The sequence below is a fragment of the Microbispora oryzae genome (genome assembly GCF_017896165.1).
GTDB lineage: Bacteria > Actinomycetota > Actinomycetes > Streptosporangiales > Streptosporangiaceae > Microbispora > Microbispora oryzae.
In genome coordinates, this window is the sequence record NZ_JAFCNB010000037.1 from 18,312 (window position 1) to 35,481 (window position 17,170).

A 17,170-nucleotide genomic window follows, 5' to 3' on the forward strand; every position below is an offset into this window, starting at 1 on the left:
CCGGACGCCATCCTGACGAGCCGTCAGGGGCCTTCAGAGACGTGTCGCGGCCCGGACAAGCCCGGCGACGGCCCGGGACCGGCTGTGGGGTGGCCATGCGATCACGGTCGTGACCGTCGGTGCGTCCAGCACCGGTACGGCGACGAGAGTGTCGCGCAGCCGGGCTCGAGACGACTCCGGCGCGATCAAGCAGGCGCGGCCGAGCTCGATCAGCTGGAGCAGTTGCGCATGGCTTCGAACCTCCGGACCGGGGCCGTCCGGGTACGTGCCGTCTCGGCCGGGCCAGCGCGGCATCGGCAGGTCGGCCAGCCCGGTGACCTCGGCCGACCGAACGTGGGTCCGGGCGGTGAGGGGATGCCCGGCGGGCAGGATGACGACCTGTCCCTCCGTGCGGAGCTCCTCGGTGTCGAGCCCGGCCGTCGAGTCGAACGGCCGGTGCAGCAGAGCCACGTCGGCCCGGCCGTCGCGCAGGAGCCGTTCCTGTTCGGCGGGACCGCACAGGAGCAGGTCGACGGCGACCGCGTCGGGTTCGGCGGCGTAGGCGTCGAGCAGTTTCGCCAGCAGTTCACTGGACGCGCCGGCCTTCGTGGCGAGGACCAGGCCGGCGTGGCCGGTCGCGGCGCGGCGGGTGCGTCGCTCGGCGGCCTCGACGGCGTCCAGCGCCGCTCGGGCCTCCCGAAGGAGCACCGACCCCGCCGCCGTCAGGCTGACCGCGCGACTGGTGCGGTCCAGCAGCACCACCCCGAGGCGACGTTCGAGTTGGTGGATCGCCCGCGACAGCGGAGGCTGCGCGATCCCGAGCCGCTGCGCTGCCCTCCCGAAGTGCAGCTCCTCGGCGACGGCGACGAAGTAGCGCAGCTCTCGTGTCTCCACGCCGTCATGGTACTGGCCACTACCAGGATCGATACCCGCGCGGTATCGCTGCCCACCCGATCGGTGTTGGCCGTCTCCCGCTGGGCCTGGACAGGATGAGCCGTATGAGTGAACAGACGATCGCGCTGGTGACCGGCGCGAACAAGGGCATCGGGTATGAGATCGCGGCCGGTCTGGGCGCCCTCGGCTGGAAGGTCGGGGTCGGCGCCCGGAACGAGGAGCGGCGCGAGTCAGCCGTGGAGAAGCTGCGGGCGGGTGGCGTCGACGCGTTCGCCGTATCGCTCGACGTGACCGGCGACGCGAGCGTGTCCGCCGCCGCCGGGCTGATCGAGGACCGCTTCGGACGCCTCGACGTGCTCGTCAACAACGCCGCGATCACCGGCGACGCGCCACAGATGCCCACCACCGTCGACGTCGCGACGGTGCGGGCGGCCGTGGAGACCAACGTGCTCGGCGTCATCCGAGTCACCAACGCGATGCTGCCGTTGCTGCGCCGCTCCGGGTCGCCACGGATCGTGAACATGTCCAGCAGCGTCGGCTCACTCACCCTGCAGACCACCCCCGGCGCGGAAACGGGGCCGATTTCCGTCGCTTACGCACCGTCGAAATCGTTCCTCAACTCCGTCACCGTCCAGTACGCCAAAGAGCTGCGCGACACGAACATCCTGATCAACGCCGCCTGCCCCGGCTACTGCGCGACCGACCTCAACGGTTTTCGCGGCGTTCGCACCCCGCAGCAGGGCGCGGCGATCGCGATCCGGCTCGCGACCCTCCCCGATGACGGCCCGACCGGCAGCTTCTTCGACGACGCAGGGGAGGTGCCTTGGTGATCCGAATGTCAGTGATCCGCACGGATGAGCCCTGGCCGCGTGACCAGGGCTCGTGTGTCCGTCGCCGCGTCACACCCCCATGAGCCGGGACAGCCGGACGATCGCGCCTGCCGCGAGGTCCACGACCACCGGGCCGGACGCCGGCCGTATGGTCCCGTCGTCGCGCGTGAGCGTGACGGACACGGCGACCTTCCGGTCGAACGTCGAACGGTCGGCGACCAGCGGCTGCACCAGGGTGACCTCGAGCGTGGGCGCGTCCGCGGGCAGGACGGCCCGCGCGACCTCGATGCCGGACACCGCGAAGACCAGTCCCACGCCGGCGATGCCCGCGGCCCGCAGGTCCACGTCCCGCCGGATCAGGACGGCCGTGTGCAGGTTCTCCAGGTAGACGTTGCGGACGACCAGCTGGGCGGGGTCCGCAGGGTCGAGCAGCGCCTCCGGCACGACGGCCCCGTCCCGGACGGCGGCGGACAGCACGACGTCCCCGTGGGCGGGCACGCGTGCCGGCGGGTCGAGTGGGACGCGCTCCCACCCCCCGACCGCCGGCCGCACCCAGAGGGCCGTCACCGTGGCCGCCGTGTCGGCGTCGTTGTGCAGCCCGGTGGCGGTGACCCGTACCGGCCCGCCCGGGTAGGGGCCGGTCAGCTCGTCCACGTCCAGGTGCACGGTGGTCGCGATCGAGGTGGAGGAGTCGCCGGTGTCGAAGACGACCTGTGAGACCGCTTCGCCGCCGCGCAACTGGGTGACCGTCACGACAGCGTCGTCGTAGTCGACGTGCAGCGCCAGACGGATCGCGTCGTCGTCCAGGACGGCGTGCAGGCCGCCCTCCAATGTGCTCGACCGCACCGACACCCCGGTCGACCCGACCGAGGGGGACGTCGGGAGCAGCACGCGGACGTCGCGCCCCCCGGCGTCCGCGCGCAGCAGCGACTCAAGCTCGGTGAGCTCGGCCGCCGACAGGTCGGGCACGCACCGGGCCTGCAGCCGGCACGGGAGACCCGCGTCCACGGTGGCGTCGAACACCTGCAGCCACTCCAGCTGGGGGCGGCCGGCCACGTCACGGGCCACCCGGTAGTGGGCCGGCACGACGAGGTACGTGGCCGGCTGCTGGAGCGACTCCCACACCGAGTACCTGTGGTCGCGGTCCAGGCGCGGGGCCGGCGCGAACCGCCGGGCCGGGACGCGGCCGAGCTGGAAGGCGTCCTGGCAGCCGACGATCACGGGCTCGTCGCCCCCGACGTCCTGCCGGTACAGGCCGGGGTTGTCCCGGCACGGCACCAGTAGCGGCAGGCGGTGCGAGCGGGTCACGGACACGCCCATGTCGACGGTGAACGACGGGGGGTCCGTGGCGAACCCGTCGGGGTCGAGCCCGCCCGATCCGCTCGTCCCGGTGAGGATTTCGCCGCGCCGTCCGCGGAGGTCGTCGCGGAGCAGCAGGCGCCGGCCGGCGTCCGGCAGGGGGAGCGGCACCCGGGCGATGGTCAGCTGGGCCGACAGGTCCTCCGCCGGCGCCGCCAGGAAGACCGGCTCCACCATCGCCGAGTCCGCGAGCGAAGCCTCCACCGCGGATGTGTCCGTGAGCGCCGACTCCGTGAAGCCCGGCGACACCTGGGTCAGCCGGACGGCGCCCCGCCCGGAGGTCGTGAGCTCGCCCGGGATGCGAACCTCGGTGGTCACCACGTCCGACCAGTTCGGATGCTCCTCGGGGATCGGGTGCTCCTCGCGGAGCGGCTCCTCGAACGGCCATCCCCGGATCGGCACGACCTCCAGACGGCCCGCGTCCAGTCGGCCCGGCCCGTCGTGGTCCACGACCGAGGTGGCCCACGCGGCGAACGTCTCCTGCACGCCGACGAAGCTCGTGCTGACGACCAGCCCCGCCCCGTCGGCCGGCTGGAAGCCCGGCGTGCTCAGCGCGCCGTACGCGGCCCTGGCCACGGCCCCGCTGATCTCGGCCCGGCAGCGGACGACGTCATCGCGCCGGTCCACGTCGACCGGGAGCTCGGTGGAGCTCGGCCGGCCGGTGTCGGCGTCCACGAACGGGATGCGCAGCCTTACGCTCACGTCCGTCCACGGGACGGTCTGGGCACCGGCGGGCGGCGGGGGGAAGCGCAACACGGCGGTGACCGTCGCGCTGAGGACCGGCGATCCCTCGTCGTCGTGACCGGTGACACGGAACAGGAACCGGAACGTGCCCTCGGAGGCGGGCACGAGCTCCGGCGCGGGCGCCCACCAGGGCGGGCCCAGCTGCGAGTCCGGCAGCAGCGGCTCGCTCCCGTCGGCCGCTCCGACGCGGGGGCCCGGCTCGTCGGCCGAGACTCCTGGCGTGTTCATCCCGGTCAGTCCTGGCTCACGACGGTGACGCCGGGAGCGGTCTTCTTCGGCACCCGCACGGCCAGGTCGCCGCTGCCCTCGCCGTCCGTCCAGGGTCCGATCCACTCGTCCCCGTCCTCGAACAGCGTGCCCTTGATGATCACGCGCGCCCGGTACCGGTACGCCGGCGGCCGTCCCGGCTGTCCCGTGTAGAGGGCGAACCGGCGTTCCTTGTAGTGCTCCCCGGTGTCGGCCATGGTGAAGGTGAACGTCACGATCGGGCGCTCGCCGCCGTCGGGGCCCTCGCCCTTGGCCTGCACCTGCACCTCGACGATCTGGTTGCTCGTCGTCAGGTCCCGGTTGATCGAGATCGGGGCGAGCACGAGCGCGCCGGCGTTGTCGGCGCGCACGGCCACGTTCAGGCTGTCGGTGAGCGTGCCGAACGGGCCCGGGTCGAGGTTTACCTCGTTGGCCTCGACGATGATCCGGGAGAACCGGTCGTCGAGGGCGGACGACGCCTCGTCGAACTGGATGGTGCGCCGGACGAACACCTTGTCCGAGCGCCACCCCTCCGGCGCGCCGGCGACCTCCTCCGCCTTCTTCTGGGTCTGCCGGGCGAAGAAGAGCTCGCTGGTCGCGCCGCTGGCGTAGACGAGGGTCGGCGAGGAGGCGGGGGCGAGCGGGGTGGTCTCCCCGACGGGGGCGCCCTCGCCGTGCACGTCGGTCGTCGCGTCGACCTCCTGCGGGCGCGGCGGCGGCAGGAAGTCGTGGGCGGACCACGCGATCTCACCGTTCACGCCGGGGTAGCCGATCTGGACGCTGGCGAACTTCACCGGGTCGCCGCTCACGCCGTGGTCCGGGTCGGGCCACTTGATGACGGGCCGGCAGACCGTGGTGATCTTGCGTTCCCAGTTGTCCAGATACAGCGTCCGCAGGTAGCGGCTCTTGAGCTCCGGGTGGGCGGCCAGCAGGTCGGCCACGCCGTCCACGTTGCCGCCCATCGTGCTCGGCTGCGGGTACATCTCATCGACCTCGAAGGTGAAGGAGTTGGCGATCTCCACCCGGTCGTGGCGGAAGTTGAGGTTGAACCCCGCGCCGAAGCCCCAGCCGAAGAGGTTGAGCAGCCCGCCGGACTTGGGCGGGCCCGGGTCCTGGACCTCCGGCATCGGCTGGAAGATCACTTGCTTCGCCTGGTCCAGCCACATCGCCACGAGCATGTCGATGTACTTGGTGACCATCTGCTCCTTGTTGTCCGCGCCGGGAATGGTGCGGTCCATCTCCAGCTCGACCTTGATGTCGCCGTTCATCCGCAGCGTGTTCCAGGTGGCCTTGAGGTCGACGGAGCTCCACCACCAGCTGGCGTTGGCCTGGGCCGTGAAGTGGCTGAACACCCGCTCCCAGTTGGCGGTCATGTGCAGCCGCGTGATCGGCGCCCACAGCGGCAGCGTGAGGTCGGCCGTCACCGCGATGGGCACCTCGGTGCCCAGCAGCCCCTGCTCCACCTGCGCCGCCGCGAACGTGCCGAGGTTGACGATGAACGGGTGCTCGGCGGTGGGGATGAGGCTGCCGCTTCCGGCGCCCTGGGCGGTGACGAAGAACGGGTCGCCCGCGTTGCCGCCCTGCGTGCCGTCCTGGTCGGTGATCATCAGGCGCAGCGTGGAGCTCCTGATCGGGATCGGCCGGATGTCGGCGATCGTGGACCGATCGGCCACGCCCGGCCTGACCTGCCAGAACCGGTCCCGGCTGCCCTGCTGCATCCGTTCCAGGATCTGCTTGTGCGCGGCCTGCAGGACGCCCTCGGGCGGCGCGCCGGTCATCGCGAAGTTGAGCACCCCACCTGAGGACTCCCGGGTCTGCCCGGGGGCTACGCCGAGGTTGGTCTGGCCGTCCTGCACGCCGAGGAAATGCAGGAAGTTGAGCCTGAGGTCGCCGTTCGGCTTGCGCGCCAGGCGCATCCGCTCCGGCAGCCAGTAGAAGACGGGGTTGGCCCCCTGGGCCTGGAGCTCGTCGTTGTGCTTGTCGGGGAGGAAGACGAGGGAGTATTCGACGCCGGCGTCGTTGAGGGTGACGGTCTCGAAGCCGCCGGCCATGATCGGTCCTGCTGGGTTCACCATCGCTGGCTCCTGAACTGTGTGGGGAGGCCGCTCACAGGGCGGCGGGGTAGTAGATGAGGGACCGGTCGAGGCCACGGCCGACCACGGCGGCCGCGTTGCGGAACAGCCGGAGGTTCGCCCGGTTCCGCGGGGCGAGTCCGGGGTTGCCGTCCTCCCGCAGATGGGACTGGGCCGCCGCCTCCTCCCACCGGCCCGCGTTCGCGGCGGCGTTGAAGCCCGGCCAGCGGGTGGGGAAGAACGAGCCGGTCCAGGCGATGCTGTGCGCCCCGAGCCGGGCGTCGGCGGGCCAGTCCGCCCACCCGGGGAAGAAGGCCGACAGCCGGGCCTCGTTGACGTCGAACCGCTTGCGGACGAGCTCGTCGATCGCGGCGTCGGGCAGCTCCAGGGTGTGGATGGCCTTCGCCGCCAGGTGCCCCTTCTTCGCGAGGTCGGGTGCGTCCTTGATGCGGTGCCACTCGGCCACGATCTCCGCGCGGGTGGCGGGCGTCCCGGTGTCCTTGTGCACGAACGGCAGGGCGGCCGCCTCCTCGGGGGAGTCGACGAGGTTGCCGACGCCCGTGGTGACCAGGCCCTTGACGTCCTGGTACAGGTAGGGGAGCCGGCCCTCCAACGGGGCGCTGAACTCGGGGAAGAAGTCCCTGACCGAGCGCGCCGAGCCGGTCGGCCCGTCCGGTGCGACAGGCTCGGGCGGGTCCTCGGCCAGCGGCCCGATCGGCAGCCCCGGCCAGTCCGCGACGGGCCGGGGGAAGTCCTCGGCCACGGAGCCGTCGTCCGGGTCGAGCCTCGCGTACTCGTCCCCCGAGAAGATGTACGGGTTGCCGCTGGGCCACCACAGCGCGGTTTCGATCCGTGGGAACGCTCCAGGCCAGTCGTCGGCGACCGACTTGGCCTCCGGGTCGATCTGGCCGGTCGCGCCGTCGAACTCCTGATACTCCTCCCCGGAGAAGAAGTAGGCGTTGCCGCTGCCCCACAGGATCGCGGCGTCGATGCCGGACTCGAACAGCCCGGGCCACATCTCGGCGATCGGCCGCGGGCCGTCCAGCACGGTCCCGTTCTCGATGTCGTACGACAGGCACTCGTCGCCGCGGAAGAAGAAGACCGAGCCGTCGCTCCACGGCAGGGCGGCGTCGATGTCCGCCTCGAACAGGCCGGGCCACTGGTCGGCGATCGCCAGCGGGTAGCCCTCGTCGGCGCCGTCGGCCTCGACGTCGTAGCGAATGTAGCGCTCACCGGTGAAGAAGTACGCCTTCGCCCCGGACGGAGCGACGAACCCGCAGAGCTTGTCCACGGCCGTCACCCCCCGGCCTGAGGCGCCGGCGCGCCCGGCACCGTGCCGACGTGAAGGAACCCGCGCGACTCGACCAGCGTGCCGCCGGCCGCCTCGATCCGCGCGACCGTCCGGGGCCGCAGCCGCAGCTCGGCGAAGTCGCCCGTCGCGGCGACGAGGTACTCGACCCGGCCGGGGACGGCCTCGTCGTCGCGGGTCCAGATCACGCCGGACACCGCGCTGAGCCGGGACGGCACGGCGACCTCCTCCTCGAGCGCGGCCACCAGCTCCTTCTCGAAGGTCTCCTGGATCATCCGCAGGGGGAGGTGGACGGCCGCCATCACCAGCGAGTGGCCGTCCCGCGTCCGCAGCACGTCCAGCGCCGTCTCGTCGTCCGGCACCGCGCCCGCGACGAGCCGGAAGCGCGGCTCCTTGGTGTCGGCGCCGAGCCGGGCGATCCGGGGCCGCATGCCGAAGAACCCGGTGTCGCTCACCAGGATCGAGTTCACGACGCAGCGGTACGCCGGCGGGAACCCGTAACCGGCCTCGCGGTACAGGCTGCGCACGAACAGGGTGCCGGGCGGGTGCGGCAGGTCGCCCGCACCCGGCATGACGTCGCCGGTCATGGCCTCCTCGAAGGCGGAGTCCACGGTCGAGGGATACAGCCGGATATCGCAGAAGGTGAGGTTGCGCATGCTCAGGCCGCCGTTCCGGTGACGCCGATCTGCAGGTGGAGGTGGTTCTTGTGGGCCTCGCGGCCGTGCGGCGTCCCGGGGGCGGTGGCCGGGTGGTCGGGGTGCATGATGAAGCTGCGCTCACCGATGGACGTGGGCGTGTCCAGCCCGTCGGGGCCGTCGGTGCGGTCCTGCCACTCCGAGGCGACGAACTCGTACACGGCGCGCCAGAAGTCGCGCGTGAACGGGTCGGCGTCCTCGTCGTCGAGCCGGTAGGACGTGTCGGACCCGGTCCCGGGCGGCCAGTTCCCGCCGGGGGTCGCGGCGGTCGACACGGTCCCCCAGTCGTCGCTGACGGTGAGCGTCCACTCCTCGCCGTCCTCGGCGACCGCCTTGACGCCGACGAAGTCGACCGCGCGGCCCTGGCCGTGGCAGTCGGTGCGCGGGCGGCCCTGGTTGTCGACGCCGCCGCCGGAGATGCCGAGGTGGTAGAGCTCGACTGCGTTGTAGGTGTCCTTCAGCCACTGGCACAGCCGCACCAGGGCGAGCGCGTTGCGGGGGTCCAGCCGGTCGGGCGCCGCCGGGTGGCTGGGCTGTCCGAACGTCACCGTGCCCGACGCCAGGTAGCGGACGACGACTCCGGCGACGTTGCCGTCCTGGGACTGCTCGCCGTCCCAGCCGTCCAGGCTCACCCTGTCAGGGCTGCCCTCCCCCTCCAGCCGGATCACATCGCTCGACTGCAGGTCGAGCAGTTCGGCGTAGGCGTCTTCCTTGCTCATCGCGCGTGCGGGATCGCTCACGATCCTGGTCCTTCCGGTGCGGTACGTCACCGCTGACGCGGTGGTCTGTCGCACGTCGGATGGCGCTGGAGGACCGGTGATACAGCGAATCTGCGCGAATTTCCGGCGGACCCCGGTCGGTCTAGGGCCGGGCGTCGATCCAGCCGGTGATGACGGTGGCGCCGGCAGACGTGCGGATGTGCAGCCGGAAGCGCCGGGCCGGGACGGGCTCGATCACGAACCAGCCGACCTCGTCGACCGTGACCTCCCGGACGGGGCCGTCGTCGTCCCGCACGAGGACCGCGCCGGACTGCGCGGGCACCAGCTGCCCGCGCACCGCGTCGGGATGGATCTCGGCCTCGATGGACAGCTCGCCGGCGGCGAAGCTCAGCACGCGCGGCCCCGAGCCGTCCGGTCGCGGCTCGTCGCGCAGGCCCGCCGGTTCCCGCGCCGAGAGCAGGGAGTCGAGCCGCAGCTCGGCCAGCTCGGCGTCGGCGGTCCGCCACGCGAAGGCCGCCTTCCCGGCACGCACGAAGGACTCGGGCACCCGGGCCTCGCGGACCGCGTGCCCCAGCTCCTCGAGCAGCCGGTCGTCGTCGTCCCACCAGCTCGGTACGTCCGTCACCCCGTCGCCCCTGTCCACGTCGACCGCCTAGGCCAGCTGGAGAGCGGCCAGCGCCCGGCTCCTGCGCAGCCTATCCAGGCAGCGCCCGCGGCTGGGGCCGATCGCCCCCACCGGGACGCCGAGCGCGGCGCTGATCTCGGTGTAGGAGGCCGGCGGCTCGTCGAACAGCATGCTCAGCAGCTCGCGGCACCGGGCCGGCAGCTCGGCGAAGGCCGTGCGCAGGGCGTGCCGCCGCTCCGCCATCAGCATCTCGCCGTCCACGCCGTCCTCCTCCCCGCGGGCGCCCGGCTCGGGGTCGTCCACCGGAATCTGCCGCTTACGGGCGCGCAGCAGTTGCAGGCACTGCCGCTGGGTGGTGCGGACGAGCCAGCCGGGGAGGGCGGCCGGCTCGTGCAGCGTGTCGAGGCGCTCCACCAGCCGCAGCCAGACGCCGCCGGCGACGTCGTCCGCGTCGCTGCCGGTCACGCCGTACCGGCCGCACACCCCCCAGACCAGCGGCGCGTACCGCTCGACGATGGCGTCCCACGCCGCGGCGTCGCCCTCGCGCGCCCGGAGCACGAGGTCGACGACGACCGGATCGTCACGCATGACCCGTCAGCCCTCGAGCGGGTACGGCCGGACCTCGGCGGCCTCGGCCAGGAGCTTGTCCAGCGCCTGCCGGGGCGTCACCGAGCCAGGGACCGTTCGGGCGGCGACCGCGCCGCTGACGAGGGCGGCCGAGAAGGAGGTGCCGCTCCACCGGGCGTGACCCTGGAAGGTCTCGCGGCGGCCGTCGATGTCGACCTCTCCCGTGAGGTACGAGCCCACGACCCCTTCCCCAGACGCCAGGCACGCCACCCACGGGAGGTCAGGGCTCCATCCGGGCATGATCGGGTGCCCGTCCACCGTGCCGTACGCGCCGACCGCGACGACGGGTGGGACGGCGGCCGGCCAGCAGGCCGAACGCCGGCTGCGTCCGGAGCTGAGGTGGGGGAGCGCGCCGTGGTTTCCCGCGGCGGCCACGACCAGCACCCGCGGGGCGAGCCGCTCGATCGCGCGGGAGATCACCAGCGGCGGCCCCCCGGACAGCGTGAAGCAGCCGAGGGAGAGGTTGAGAATGTCCGGCTCGAACGCGGCCGCCAGCCGCAGCATGGCCCGGGCCGTGTCCCAGGAGTCGGCCCGGCCCGTGCCGGGGTCGAGGACCCCCTCGACGGAGAGCTCCGCGGCCGGCGCCTCCCGCTGGATGAGGCTGCGCACGAACGCGGAGTGCCCCGAGCGGTACGGAAGCGGGTGCTCCGCCGTACCCGGTTCCGTGGAGGCGAGCGGGGTGTCGACGACGCCGACCCGCACGCCGCGCCCGGCGTCCTCGTGTCCGGCGAGCGACTGCGGCACGTCGGCGGGGCCGGCGGGCTCCGGCTGCCCGCCGTCCATCGGCTTGTGACCCAGCACGTCGAACTCGCCCAGGGACATCGGCTTGTGCCCGAGGGCGGAGAACCCGCCGCTCACCAGGTGCATGGGCTTGTGGCCGCTCGCCAGGACCGCGCCGTCCGGCAGTGACATGGGTTTGTGGCCGTCGCCGATGACCGCGTCCACGACCCGGTTCTTGCCGATCGTCGGCACCCAGCCGCCGCGGTCGGCGGCCGCCTTCTCCCGCAGCAGGGCGAGGAGCTCGCCGACCTCGACGGGATCGTCGTCGGCGTCCTTGAGGTCGCGCAGGCGGGCCAGTCCGAGGAGCTCGTCCCGGTCGTCGGGGGCGAGGGCGGCGTGCACGACGCCGAAGTCGTTCAGCATGCGCTCGACGACGTCCAGGTGCAGGAGGTCGACGATGAGTTGGTCCGGTTGGTGCGATGTGGTGCCCGCGTCGACTGGCATCTGGATAGTGTCCTTTCCCGGGGTCACGACTTATCCGGAACGCGAACTTCCTCAGACGGAGCCACGAGGGCCTGGCCGTGATACATCCAACGCAGGAAACGCCGCCGGGCGCAAGGGCCCACGGGAACGCTCCAGCACGCGCCTCCGGCGTTCCCGGCGGCAGCGGCGGCCCGCCGGATGGCTCAGTGGCCAGGGCCGAGCCGGCGGTGGAGCCGGCGGATGAGTCGCCGGCCGAGGCTGAGGCGGCGCTGGCCGCGGTCGACCGCGACCCCGTCTCGGGTCTCCCGGCAGCCGAGCGGGCCGCCCGGCGCGCGGCCCGTGCGGGCCACGCCGTGGCGGCGTCCACGGCCGAACGCGCCTGGGGGCACGCGCTCCTGCACGTGGGCGAGCTCGACAACGCCATCAGGCACCTGAGCCGCGCCGCCGCCTGGGGCGTGCGGGCCGGCCGCGCCGACCTGGCCGCCGAGGCACGGTACAAGCTCGCCTTCGCGATCCTGCAACGGGGCAGGCCGCAGGCCGCGCTGCGCGAGATCGACGCCGCCCTGCCGGATCTGACCGGCATGGCGGCCGCCCGCGCCCGCGCGCAGCGCGCGATCGTGCTGCACGTGATCGGCCGCCTCGACGAATCGCTCGCCGAGTTCGAGGCGGCGCTGCAGGTGCTGCGCCGGCACGCCGACCTGCTCGGCGTGCAGCGGATGCTGATCAACCGGGCCCTCGTCCACTCCGACCGCCACGCCTTCGCCGCGGCCGAACGCGACCTGCTGGAGGCGGAGACGCTGGCGCGCGAGCTCGGCCGCCCGCTGACGATCGGCCTGATCGCCAACAACCTCGGTCTCATGGAGACGCTTCGGGGTGACGTACCGGCCGCGCTGCGCCACCTCGACCGGGCCGAGCGCATCATCGGCGCGCATGGCGCTCAACTGGGCACGCTGCACCAGGACCGGGCCGAGCTGCTGCTGTCGGTGGGGCTTACGGCCGAGGCGAAGGCGGCCGCCGCCCGCGCGGTGGACGCCTACCGCCGCGAGCGCCGCTCGCTCAAGGTGCCCGAGGTGCAGGTGCTGCTCGCGCAGGCCGAGATCCTTTCCGGCGATCCGGCCGCCGCGCTGGGCCACGCCCGTGCGGCGCTGCGCCGCTTCCGCGCCCAGGGGCGGCGGGAATGGACGGAATTAGCCCGATTATCCGTCCTGTCCGCCCAGCGCGCCGCCGGCCGCCCGCCGCGCCTCCCGGCGGCGGTCATCGACGTCATGGTCGCGACCCTGGACGCGGCGGGATGGCCCGCGGCGGCGCTGGACGCCGCGATCGTGGCCGCGCAGGTGACCGCCGAGCGGCGCTCCCGGACGGCGGGTGTGGCCAGCGGCTACCTGAGCCGGGCCGCGGCGGCGTCCCGGTCCCGGGGACCGGCGCTCGTCCGGGCGCGCGGCTGGTACGCGCGGGCGCTTCAACGGCGGGCCGAGGGGGACACGCGCGGCGTGCTCGCCGCCGTACGGACGGGCCTGCGGGTCCTGGACGAGCACGCCTCAGCGATGGGGGCCACCGACCTGCGGGTGCACGCGGCGGCGCACCGGGCCGACCTGGTGGCGCTGGGGCTGGAGGTGGCCTTCGAGACCGGCAGCCCCGACGGCCTCCTCGAGTGGTCAGAGCGCGCCCGGGCCAGCCGTCTGCTGGCCGCGCCGGTCCGTCCGCCCGACGACCCCATGCTGACCGCGCTGCTGGCCCGGCTGCGCTCGGTCACGAGGGACCTGGCCGGTCAGGCGGCGGCGCCCGCCCCGCTGCTCGCCCGGCAGGCGGACCTGGAACGGCGCATCCGCGACCACAGCCGCCGGCTCGCCGGCACGCCCGGCGACGCGCCCGCGGCCCCGGTCACGCCCCGGGGCCTCGCCACCTCGCTCGGTTCGTGGGCACTGGTCGAATACGTCCGCCGGGGCGCCGACCTGCACGTGCTCACCGTGGTGGACGGCCGCGTGGGCGTCCGGCGCCTCGGGGCGACGGCCGAGGCGGCCGACCTGATCGAGCGGCTGACGTTCGCCGTGCGGCGCAACGCGCGCCCGGACGCCCGGCCCGAGGTGCTGTCCGCGTCCGCCGCGCTACTGGACGCCGCGGCCGCCCGGCTCGACGCCCTGCTGCTCGGGCCGCTGGCCGAGATCGGCGACCGCCCGCTCGTCGTGGTGCCCACCGGACCGCTGCACAGCCTGCCCTGGTCCCTCCTGCCGTCCTGCGCGGGACGGCCCGTGACCGTCGCGCCGTCCGCGACTCTGTGGCACCTCGCCCGGACCCGCATCGCGTCGGCGGAAGGAACGGACGGTGACGGCAGCGGCGGCGTGGGCGTCGCGGCCGGGGGACGGGTAGTCGCGGTGGCGGGCCCGCGACTGCCGGCCGCGGGGCCCGAGGCGGCGGCCGTCGGCGCGATCCACGACGGCACCGTGCTCGCCGGAGCCGCGGCGACGGTCGAGGCGGTCTCGGCCGCCCTGCCGCGGGCGGATCTCGCTCATCTCGCCGCGCACGGTCACCTGTCGGCGGAGAACCCGCTGTTCTCCGGCATCGCCCTCGCCGACGGACCGCTGATGGCCTACGACGTGGAGCGGCTGCCGAGGGTGCCGCACACGCTGGTGCTCGCGGCCTGCGACAGCGGCCGTTCCGTGGTGCGAACCGGCGACGAGCTGATGGGCCTCGCCGTGGCGTTCCTCGCCCGTGGCACGTCGCAGCTCGTCGCGTCGGTGCTGCCGATCCCCGACGCGGCGACGACCCCCGTCATGGTGGCCTTCCACGAACGGCTGGCCGCCGGGCGCCCGCCCGCCGCCGCCCTCGCCGAGGCCCAATCGGCCGTCCGGGGCGACGACCCGCGGACGGCCGCCGCGGCGGCCGGCTTCGTGTGCATCGGCGCCGGCGTCGTCCCGGTCTTCGACCGGGATACGGAACGTGATCGTGCCGACGGGGTTTTCTACCCGCGAAGGTGGCGGCGCAGATAGTCGTGCCAGGTCTGTTCGAAGGTCTTGGCGAGGGCCGAGCTGGGAGCGAACACATCCCAGGCATGGAAGGCGTGGGCGTAGAGGTGTAGATCGACGGGGACACCGGCGGCGATCAGCCGCTGCGCGAAGTCGATGTTCTCGTCGCGGAAGACGTCGTACTGGGCTACGGCGATGAAGGTGTCCGGCAAGCCGGCCACATCGGTGGCACGGCCGGGCGCGCTGTAGGGATGGACATCGGGGGCGCCTGTGCGGTCACCCAGCACGGCCGCCCAGGCGTACTCGTTCTCCCGGCGGTCGTAGATGCCGAGGTCGACGATCTCGTGGCTGGACGGGGTCTCGTTGCGGTCGTCGAGCATCGGGTAGTTCAGCGAAAGCAGCCGCGGCCGGCCCTCGCCGCGGTCGCGGACCATGAGCGCGGTGGCAGTGGCGGGCGCCCCGCCGCCACTCGCCCCGGCGAGTCCGATCCGGTCCGGGACGATCCCGTGCTCGGAGGCGTGCTCGGAGAGGTGGGTGAAGGCGAGGTAGCCGTCCTCGGCCGCTCCCGGGGCCCGGGTTTCCGGTGCGAGGCGGTAGTCGACCACGGCCAGCACGATGTCGAGTCGCAGGGCCATGGCCGCGGCGTACACGTGGGCGATGGGGTCGTGGGCGCTGCCGAGGACCTGCCCGCCGGCGTGGAAGTAGAGAAGGGACGGGCGGGGCTGGTCGATACTGCCGGGGTAGAACATCACCACGTCGAGCACGGTTCCGTCCTCGCGCGGGATGCCCAGCGTCTCGATCTTGACTCCCGGGTCCGGGGCGGGGACGGGAAGCTGGGCTCCGGCCGTCTCCATCTGCGCGCGGAAGGCGGGGATGTCGGAGAAGTCCAGCAGGGAACCGTTGGGGCTCTTGGGTATGGCGTCCAGCGCGGCGGCGAGTTCGGGGTCGATGTCGTAGGCCATCGTCGTAGTCCTTTCCGGGATCAGAACAGGGGAGGCTGGCCGCTGCCGGCGGTGCTGCCGCCGTCGACAGGCAGAATCGCTCTATATGTCATACTCTGACGCTATTAGTGTCAGACTGTGACGCTAAAGCATGTCATAGTCTGACGCAAGTGGTAGGGTCGGCTCATGCCGAGAAGTGGGGAAGCGGTGCGTCGGCGGCTTCAGCAGGCCGCACTGGAACTGTTCGCCGAACATGGCTTCGAGCAGACGCCGGTCGAAGCCATCGCCTCTCGCGCCGGGGTGACCGAGCGCACCTTCTACCGCCACTTCGCCGACAAACGCGAGATGCTCTTCGACGGAGAAACCGAACTGCGTGACCTGCTCGTCCAGGCCGTCGCCGCCGTCCCGCACGGCACGAAACCGCTACCGACCCTGCGCGCGGCCTTCCACGAGACGGTGCCCCTGTTCGAACGCAACCGCCCATTCACCGAGCCCGGCGTCCGGCTCATCGCCGAAACCCCCGCTCTCCAGGAACGCTCCCTGGCCAAGCGCGCCCTTCTGGTGAACGCGCTGACCGACGCCCTGCAAGCCCGCGGCGTCGACGCCCGTATCGCGCCTCTGTGCGCCCAGGTCGCCATGGACACCTTCGCCGTCGCCACCCGGCGCTGGATGCAGGAACCGTCCGTTCCCCTCCACGACCAGGTCGACCAGGCCTTTCGCGAACTGCGCCTCGCCGCCGCGGCTCTCAAGTAGCTGGGTCACCGCCACGCCATGGTGCGGGGCCTTAGGGCTGTGATCAGTGTTCGCGTGCGTACGCGTAGAGCGTCACGGCGGTGATGAACGCCACCTCGATCCCCAGCACCTTGTCAAGAATGGTGAAGCCTGAAATGTCTGATGGAACCAGGACCTGACGCAAGGAAATGACCGCCAGCAGAGCGGCCGCCAATTCCAAGGGGCTGGTGTTCTTACTCTGCCGGCGCAGTGCGAGGGCGAGAACGAGTAGGACGGGGGTCGTCAGGATGGCGTACACGAAGGCGAGCGCGTTCGGGCGGCGGGTGAGGTCGACCTGGATAGCCGTGTCCAGGCGTAGCCTGTGGATCACGTTGCTGCCGGGCCGGGTGCCTTCGACCTTGCCTCCGGTGTCCACGTAGAAGCTGTGCGGGTTGTCGCCCAGGCGCGGGAGCGTCCAGTCGGTCAGATTGTCGTCAAGTTTGATGGTGGAGACGAAGAGCATGAGAGTCCGCGGCGACATCCGCTTCGTCCCGTCGGGCAGCGGTGGCAGTTCGACGCCGTCGGGGACGCTGATCTCAATCTGGAACCTGGCGGAGTAGCGGTCGTGCGGGTAGGCGGTCATGGAGCCCGTGAGCGGCACCTTGAAATCCGGCAGCGGCGCGAAGACGCCGTACATGTCGCGCAAGCGGATCTGAGTGGAAACCGTCTGCGTGGTGATGCCCGACCTTGCGACGCCAGTGGCGCCCGACCAGACTCTCATCGTCCCGAGAGCCTCTTCGTCCACGTCGGGTAGCTGGAGTTGCAGGTCCGCACTGACGGTCGCCTGACGTGCGCGCAGGTCGATGTCGCGGACGCTCAGGAAAACCGTGCCGTCAGAGGACAACTGAGAGCCGATCTGGCTGTTAGGCCCGCCCAGTTCGTCGCCGCCTCTCATCGGGAAAGCGGCCCAGATGGCTAAGAGAAATACGGCGAAGGCTACTAATGCGAGCGTCACGCGCACTGATCACTCCGTCGGGGTCTGCGGCTTTCGCGAGTTGGGCAGCCGGCGATCAGGGTCGCCTTCTCGGCCAGTGTGTGCCAGGCGGGATCGCGCCGCCATATGCATGAGCAATGCTCAGAACCTGTGGATCGGCTCGGGGGCGTACCCTCCCGAGTGATCGATTCGAAGGTCACTGAGTAGGCCGACGTTGGCGCGTCGGCTGGGAGGGCACGCCCATGCTTACCGTAGTCAA

At 72.5% G+C, this 17,170-nt stretch carries 14 protein-coding genes; 3 read left to right on the forward strand and 11 right to left on the reverse strand.

Annotated elements, in window-relative coordinates; all coding sequences use genetic code 11:
- Positions 1-33 precede the first annotated feature (33 nt).
- On the reverse strand, positions 34-873 hold the full coding sequence (locus JOL79_RS32830) for a LysR family transcriptional regulator (protein WP_210159828.1): 840 nt from the start codon (positions 871-873) through the stop codon (positions 34-36).
- Between the two features lie 104 nt (positions 874-977).
- Between JOL79_RS32830 and JOL79_RS32835 the strand changes: the two genes are divergently transcribed.
- Positions 978-1,703 carry an SDR family oxidoreductase gene (locus tag JOL79_RS32835; RefSeq protein ID WP_210159829.1) on the forward strand — a complete coding sequence of 242 codons (726 nt, stop codon included), beginning with the start codon at positions 978-980 and terminating at the stop codon, positions 1,701-1,703.
- Between the two features lie 69 nt (positions 1,704-1,772).
- Here JOL79_RS32835 and JOL79_RS32840 read toward each other — a convergent pair whose 3' ends face one another.
- The 8 genes from JOL79_RS32840 to JOL79_RS32875 all read right to left on the reverse strand — a co-directional run bounded on the left by JOL79_RS32840 (position 1,773) and on the right by JOL79_RS32875 (position 11,323).
- Complete coding sequence (locus JOL79_RS32840) at positions 1,773-4,034, reverse strand: hypothetical protein (RefSeq protein WP_210159830.1); 2,262 nt, start codon at positions 4,032-4,034, stop codon at positions 1,773-1,775.
- Between the two features lie 5 nt (positions 4,035-4,039).
- On the reverse strand, positions 4,040-6,127 hold the full coding sequence (locus tag JOL79_RS32845) for a hypothetical protein (RefSeq protein ID WP_210159831.1): 2,088 nt from the start codon (positions 6,125-6,127) through the stop codon (positions 4,040-4,042).
- A 31-nt stretch (positions 6,128-6,158) separates the two neighbouring features.
- Positions 6,159-7,415, reverse strand: a complete 1,257-nt coding sequence (locus JOL79_RS32850; RefSeq protein ID WP_210159832.1) for a hemopexin repeat-containing protein — start codon at positions 7,413-7,415, stop codon at positions 6,159-6,161.
- A gap of 5 nt (positions 7,416-7,420) precedes the next feature.
- Positions 7,421-8,089, reverse strand: a complete 669-nt coding sequence (locus JOL79_RS32855; RefSeq protein ID WP_210159833.1) for a hypothetical protein — start codon at positions 8,087-8,089, stop codon at positions 7,421-7,423.
- Positions 8,090-8,091: 2 nt separating this feature from the next.
- On the reverse strand, positions 8,092-8,868 hold the full coding sequence (locus JOL79_RS32860) for a hypothetical protein (protein ID WP_210159834.1): 777 nt from the start codon (positions 8,866-8,868) through the stop codon (positions 8,092-8,094).
- Between the two features lie 121 nt (positions 8,869-8,989).
- Positions 8,990-9,490 (reverse strand): hypothetical protein, encoded by a 501-nt coding sequence (locus JOL79_RS32865; protein WP_210159835.1) that lies wholly within the window; start codon positions 9,488-9,490, stop codon positions 8,990-8,992.
- Positions 9,491-9,499: 9 nt separating this feature from the next.
- Positions 9,500-10,060, reverse strand: coding sequence for an RNA polymerase sigma factor (locus JOL79_RS32870; protein ID WP_210159836.1), 561 nt, complete (start codon positions 10,058-10,060; stop codon positions 9,500-9,502).
- A gap of 6 nt (positions 10,061-10,066) precedes the next feature.
- Positions 10,067-11,323: a S8/S53 family peptidase gene (locus JOL79_RS32875; protein WP_210159837.1), complete on the reverse strand. Its 1,257-nt coding sequence runs from the start codon at positions 11,321-11,323 to the stop codon at positions 10,067-10,069.
- Between the two features lie 185 nt (positions 11,324-11,508).
- Here JOL79_RS32875 and JOL79_RS35710 point away from each other — a divergent pair, with 185 nt between their 5' ends.
- Positions 11,509-14,289 (forward strand): CHAT domain-containing protein, encoded by a 2,781-nt coding sequence (locus tag JOL79_RS35710; protein WP_210159838.1) that lies wholly within the window; start codon positions 11,509-11,511, stop codon positions 14,287-14,289.
- On the opposite strand, the gene JOL79_RS32885 is transcribed toward JOL79_RS35710, so the two are convergent.
- Positions 14,262-15,227 (reverse strand): alpha/beta hydrolase fold domain-containing protein, encoded by a 966-nt coding sequence (locus JOL79_RS32885; RefSeq protein ID WP_210159839.1) that lies wholly within the window; start codon positions 15,225-15,227, stop codon positions 14,262-14,264. The two genes, JOL79_RS35710 and JOL79_RS32885, sit on opposite strands and share 28 nt — an antisense overlap.
- Positions 15,228-15,392: 165 nt before the next feature.
- Between JOL79_RS32885 and JOL79_RS32890 the strand changes: the two genes are divergently transcribed.
- Complete coding sequence (locus tag JOL79_RS32890) at positions 15,393-15,959, forward strand: TetR/AcrR family transcriptional regulator (protein WP_210159840.1); 567 nt, start codon at positions 15,393-15,395, stop codon at positions 15,957-15,959.
- 43 nt (positions 15,960-16,002) lie between these two features.
- Here JOL79_RS32890 and JOL79_RS32895 read toward each other — a convergent pair whose 3' ends face one another.
- Positions 16,003-16,938, reverse strand: a complete 936-nt coding sequence (locus JOL79_RS32895) for a hypothetical protein (protein ID WP_210159841.1) — start codon at positions 16,936-16,938, stop codon at positions 16,003-16,005.
- Positions 16,939-17,170: the final 232 nt, after the last annotated feature.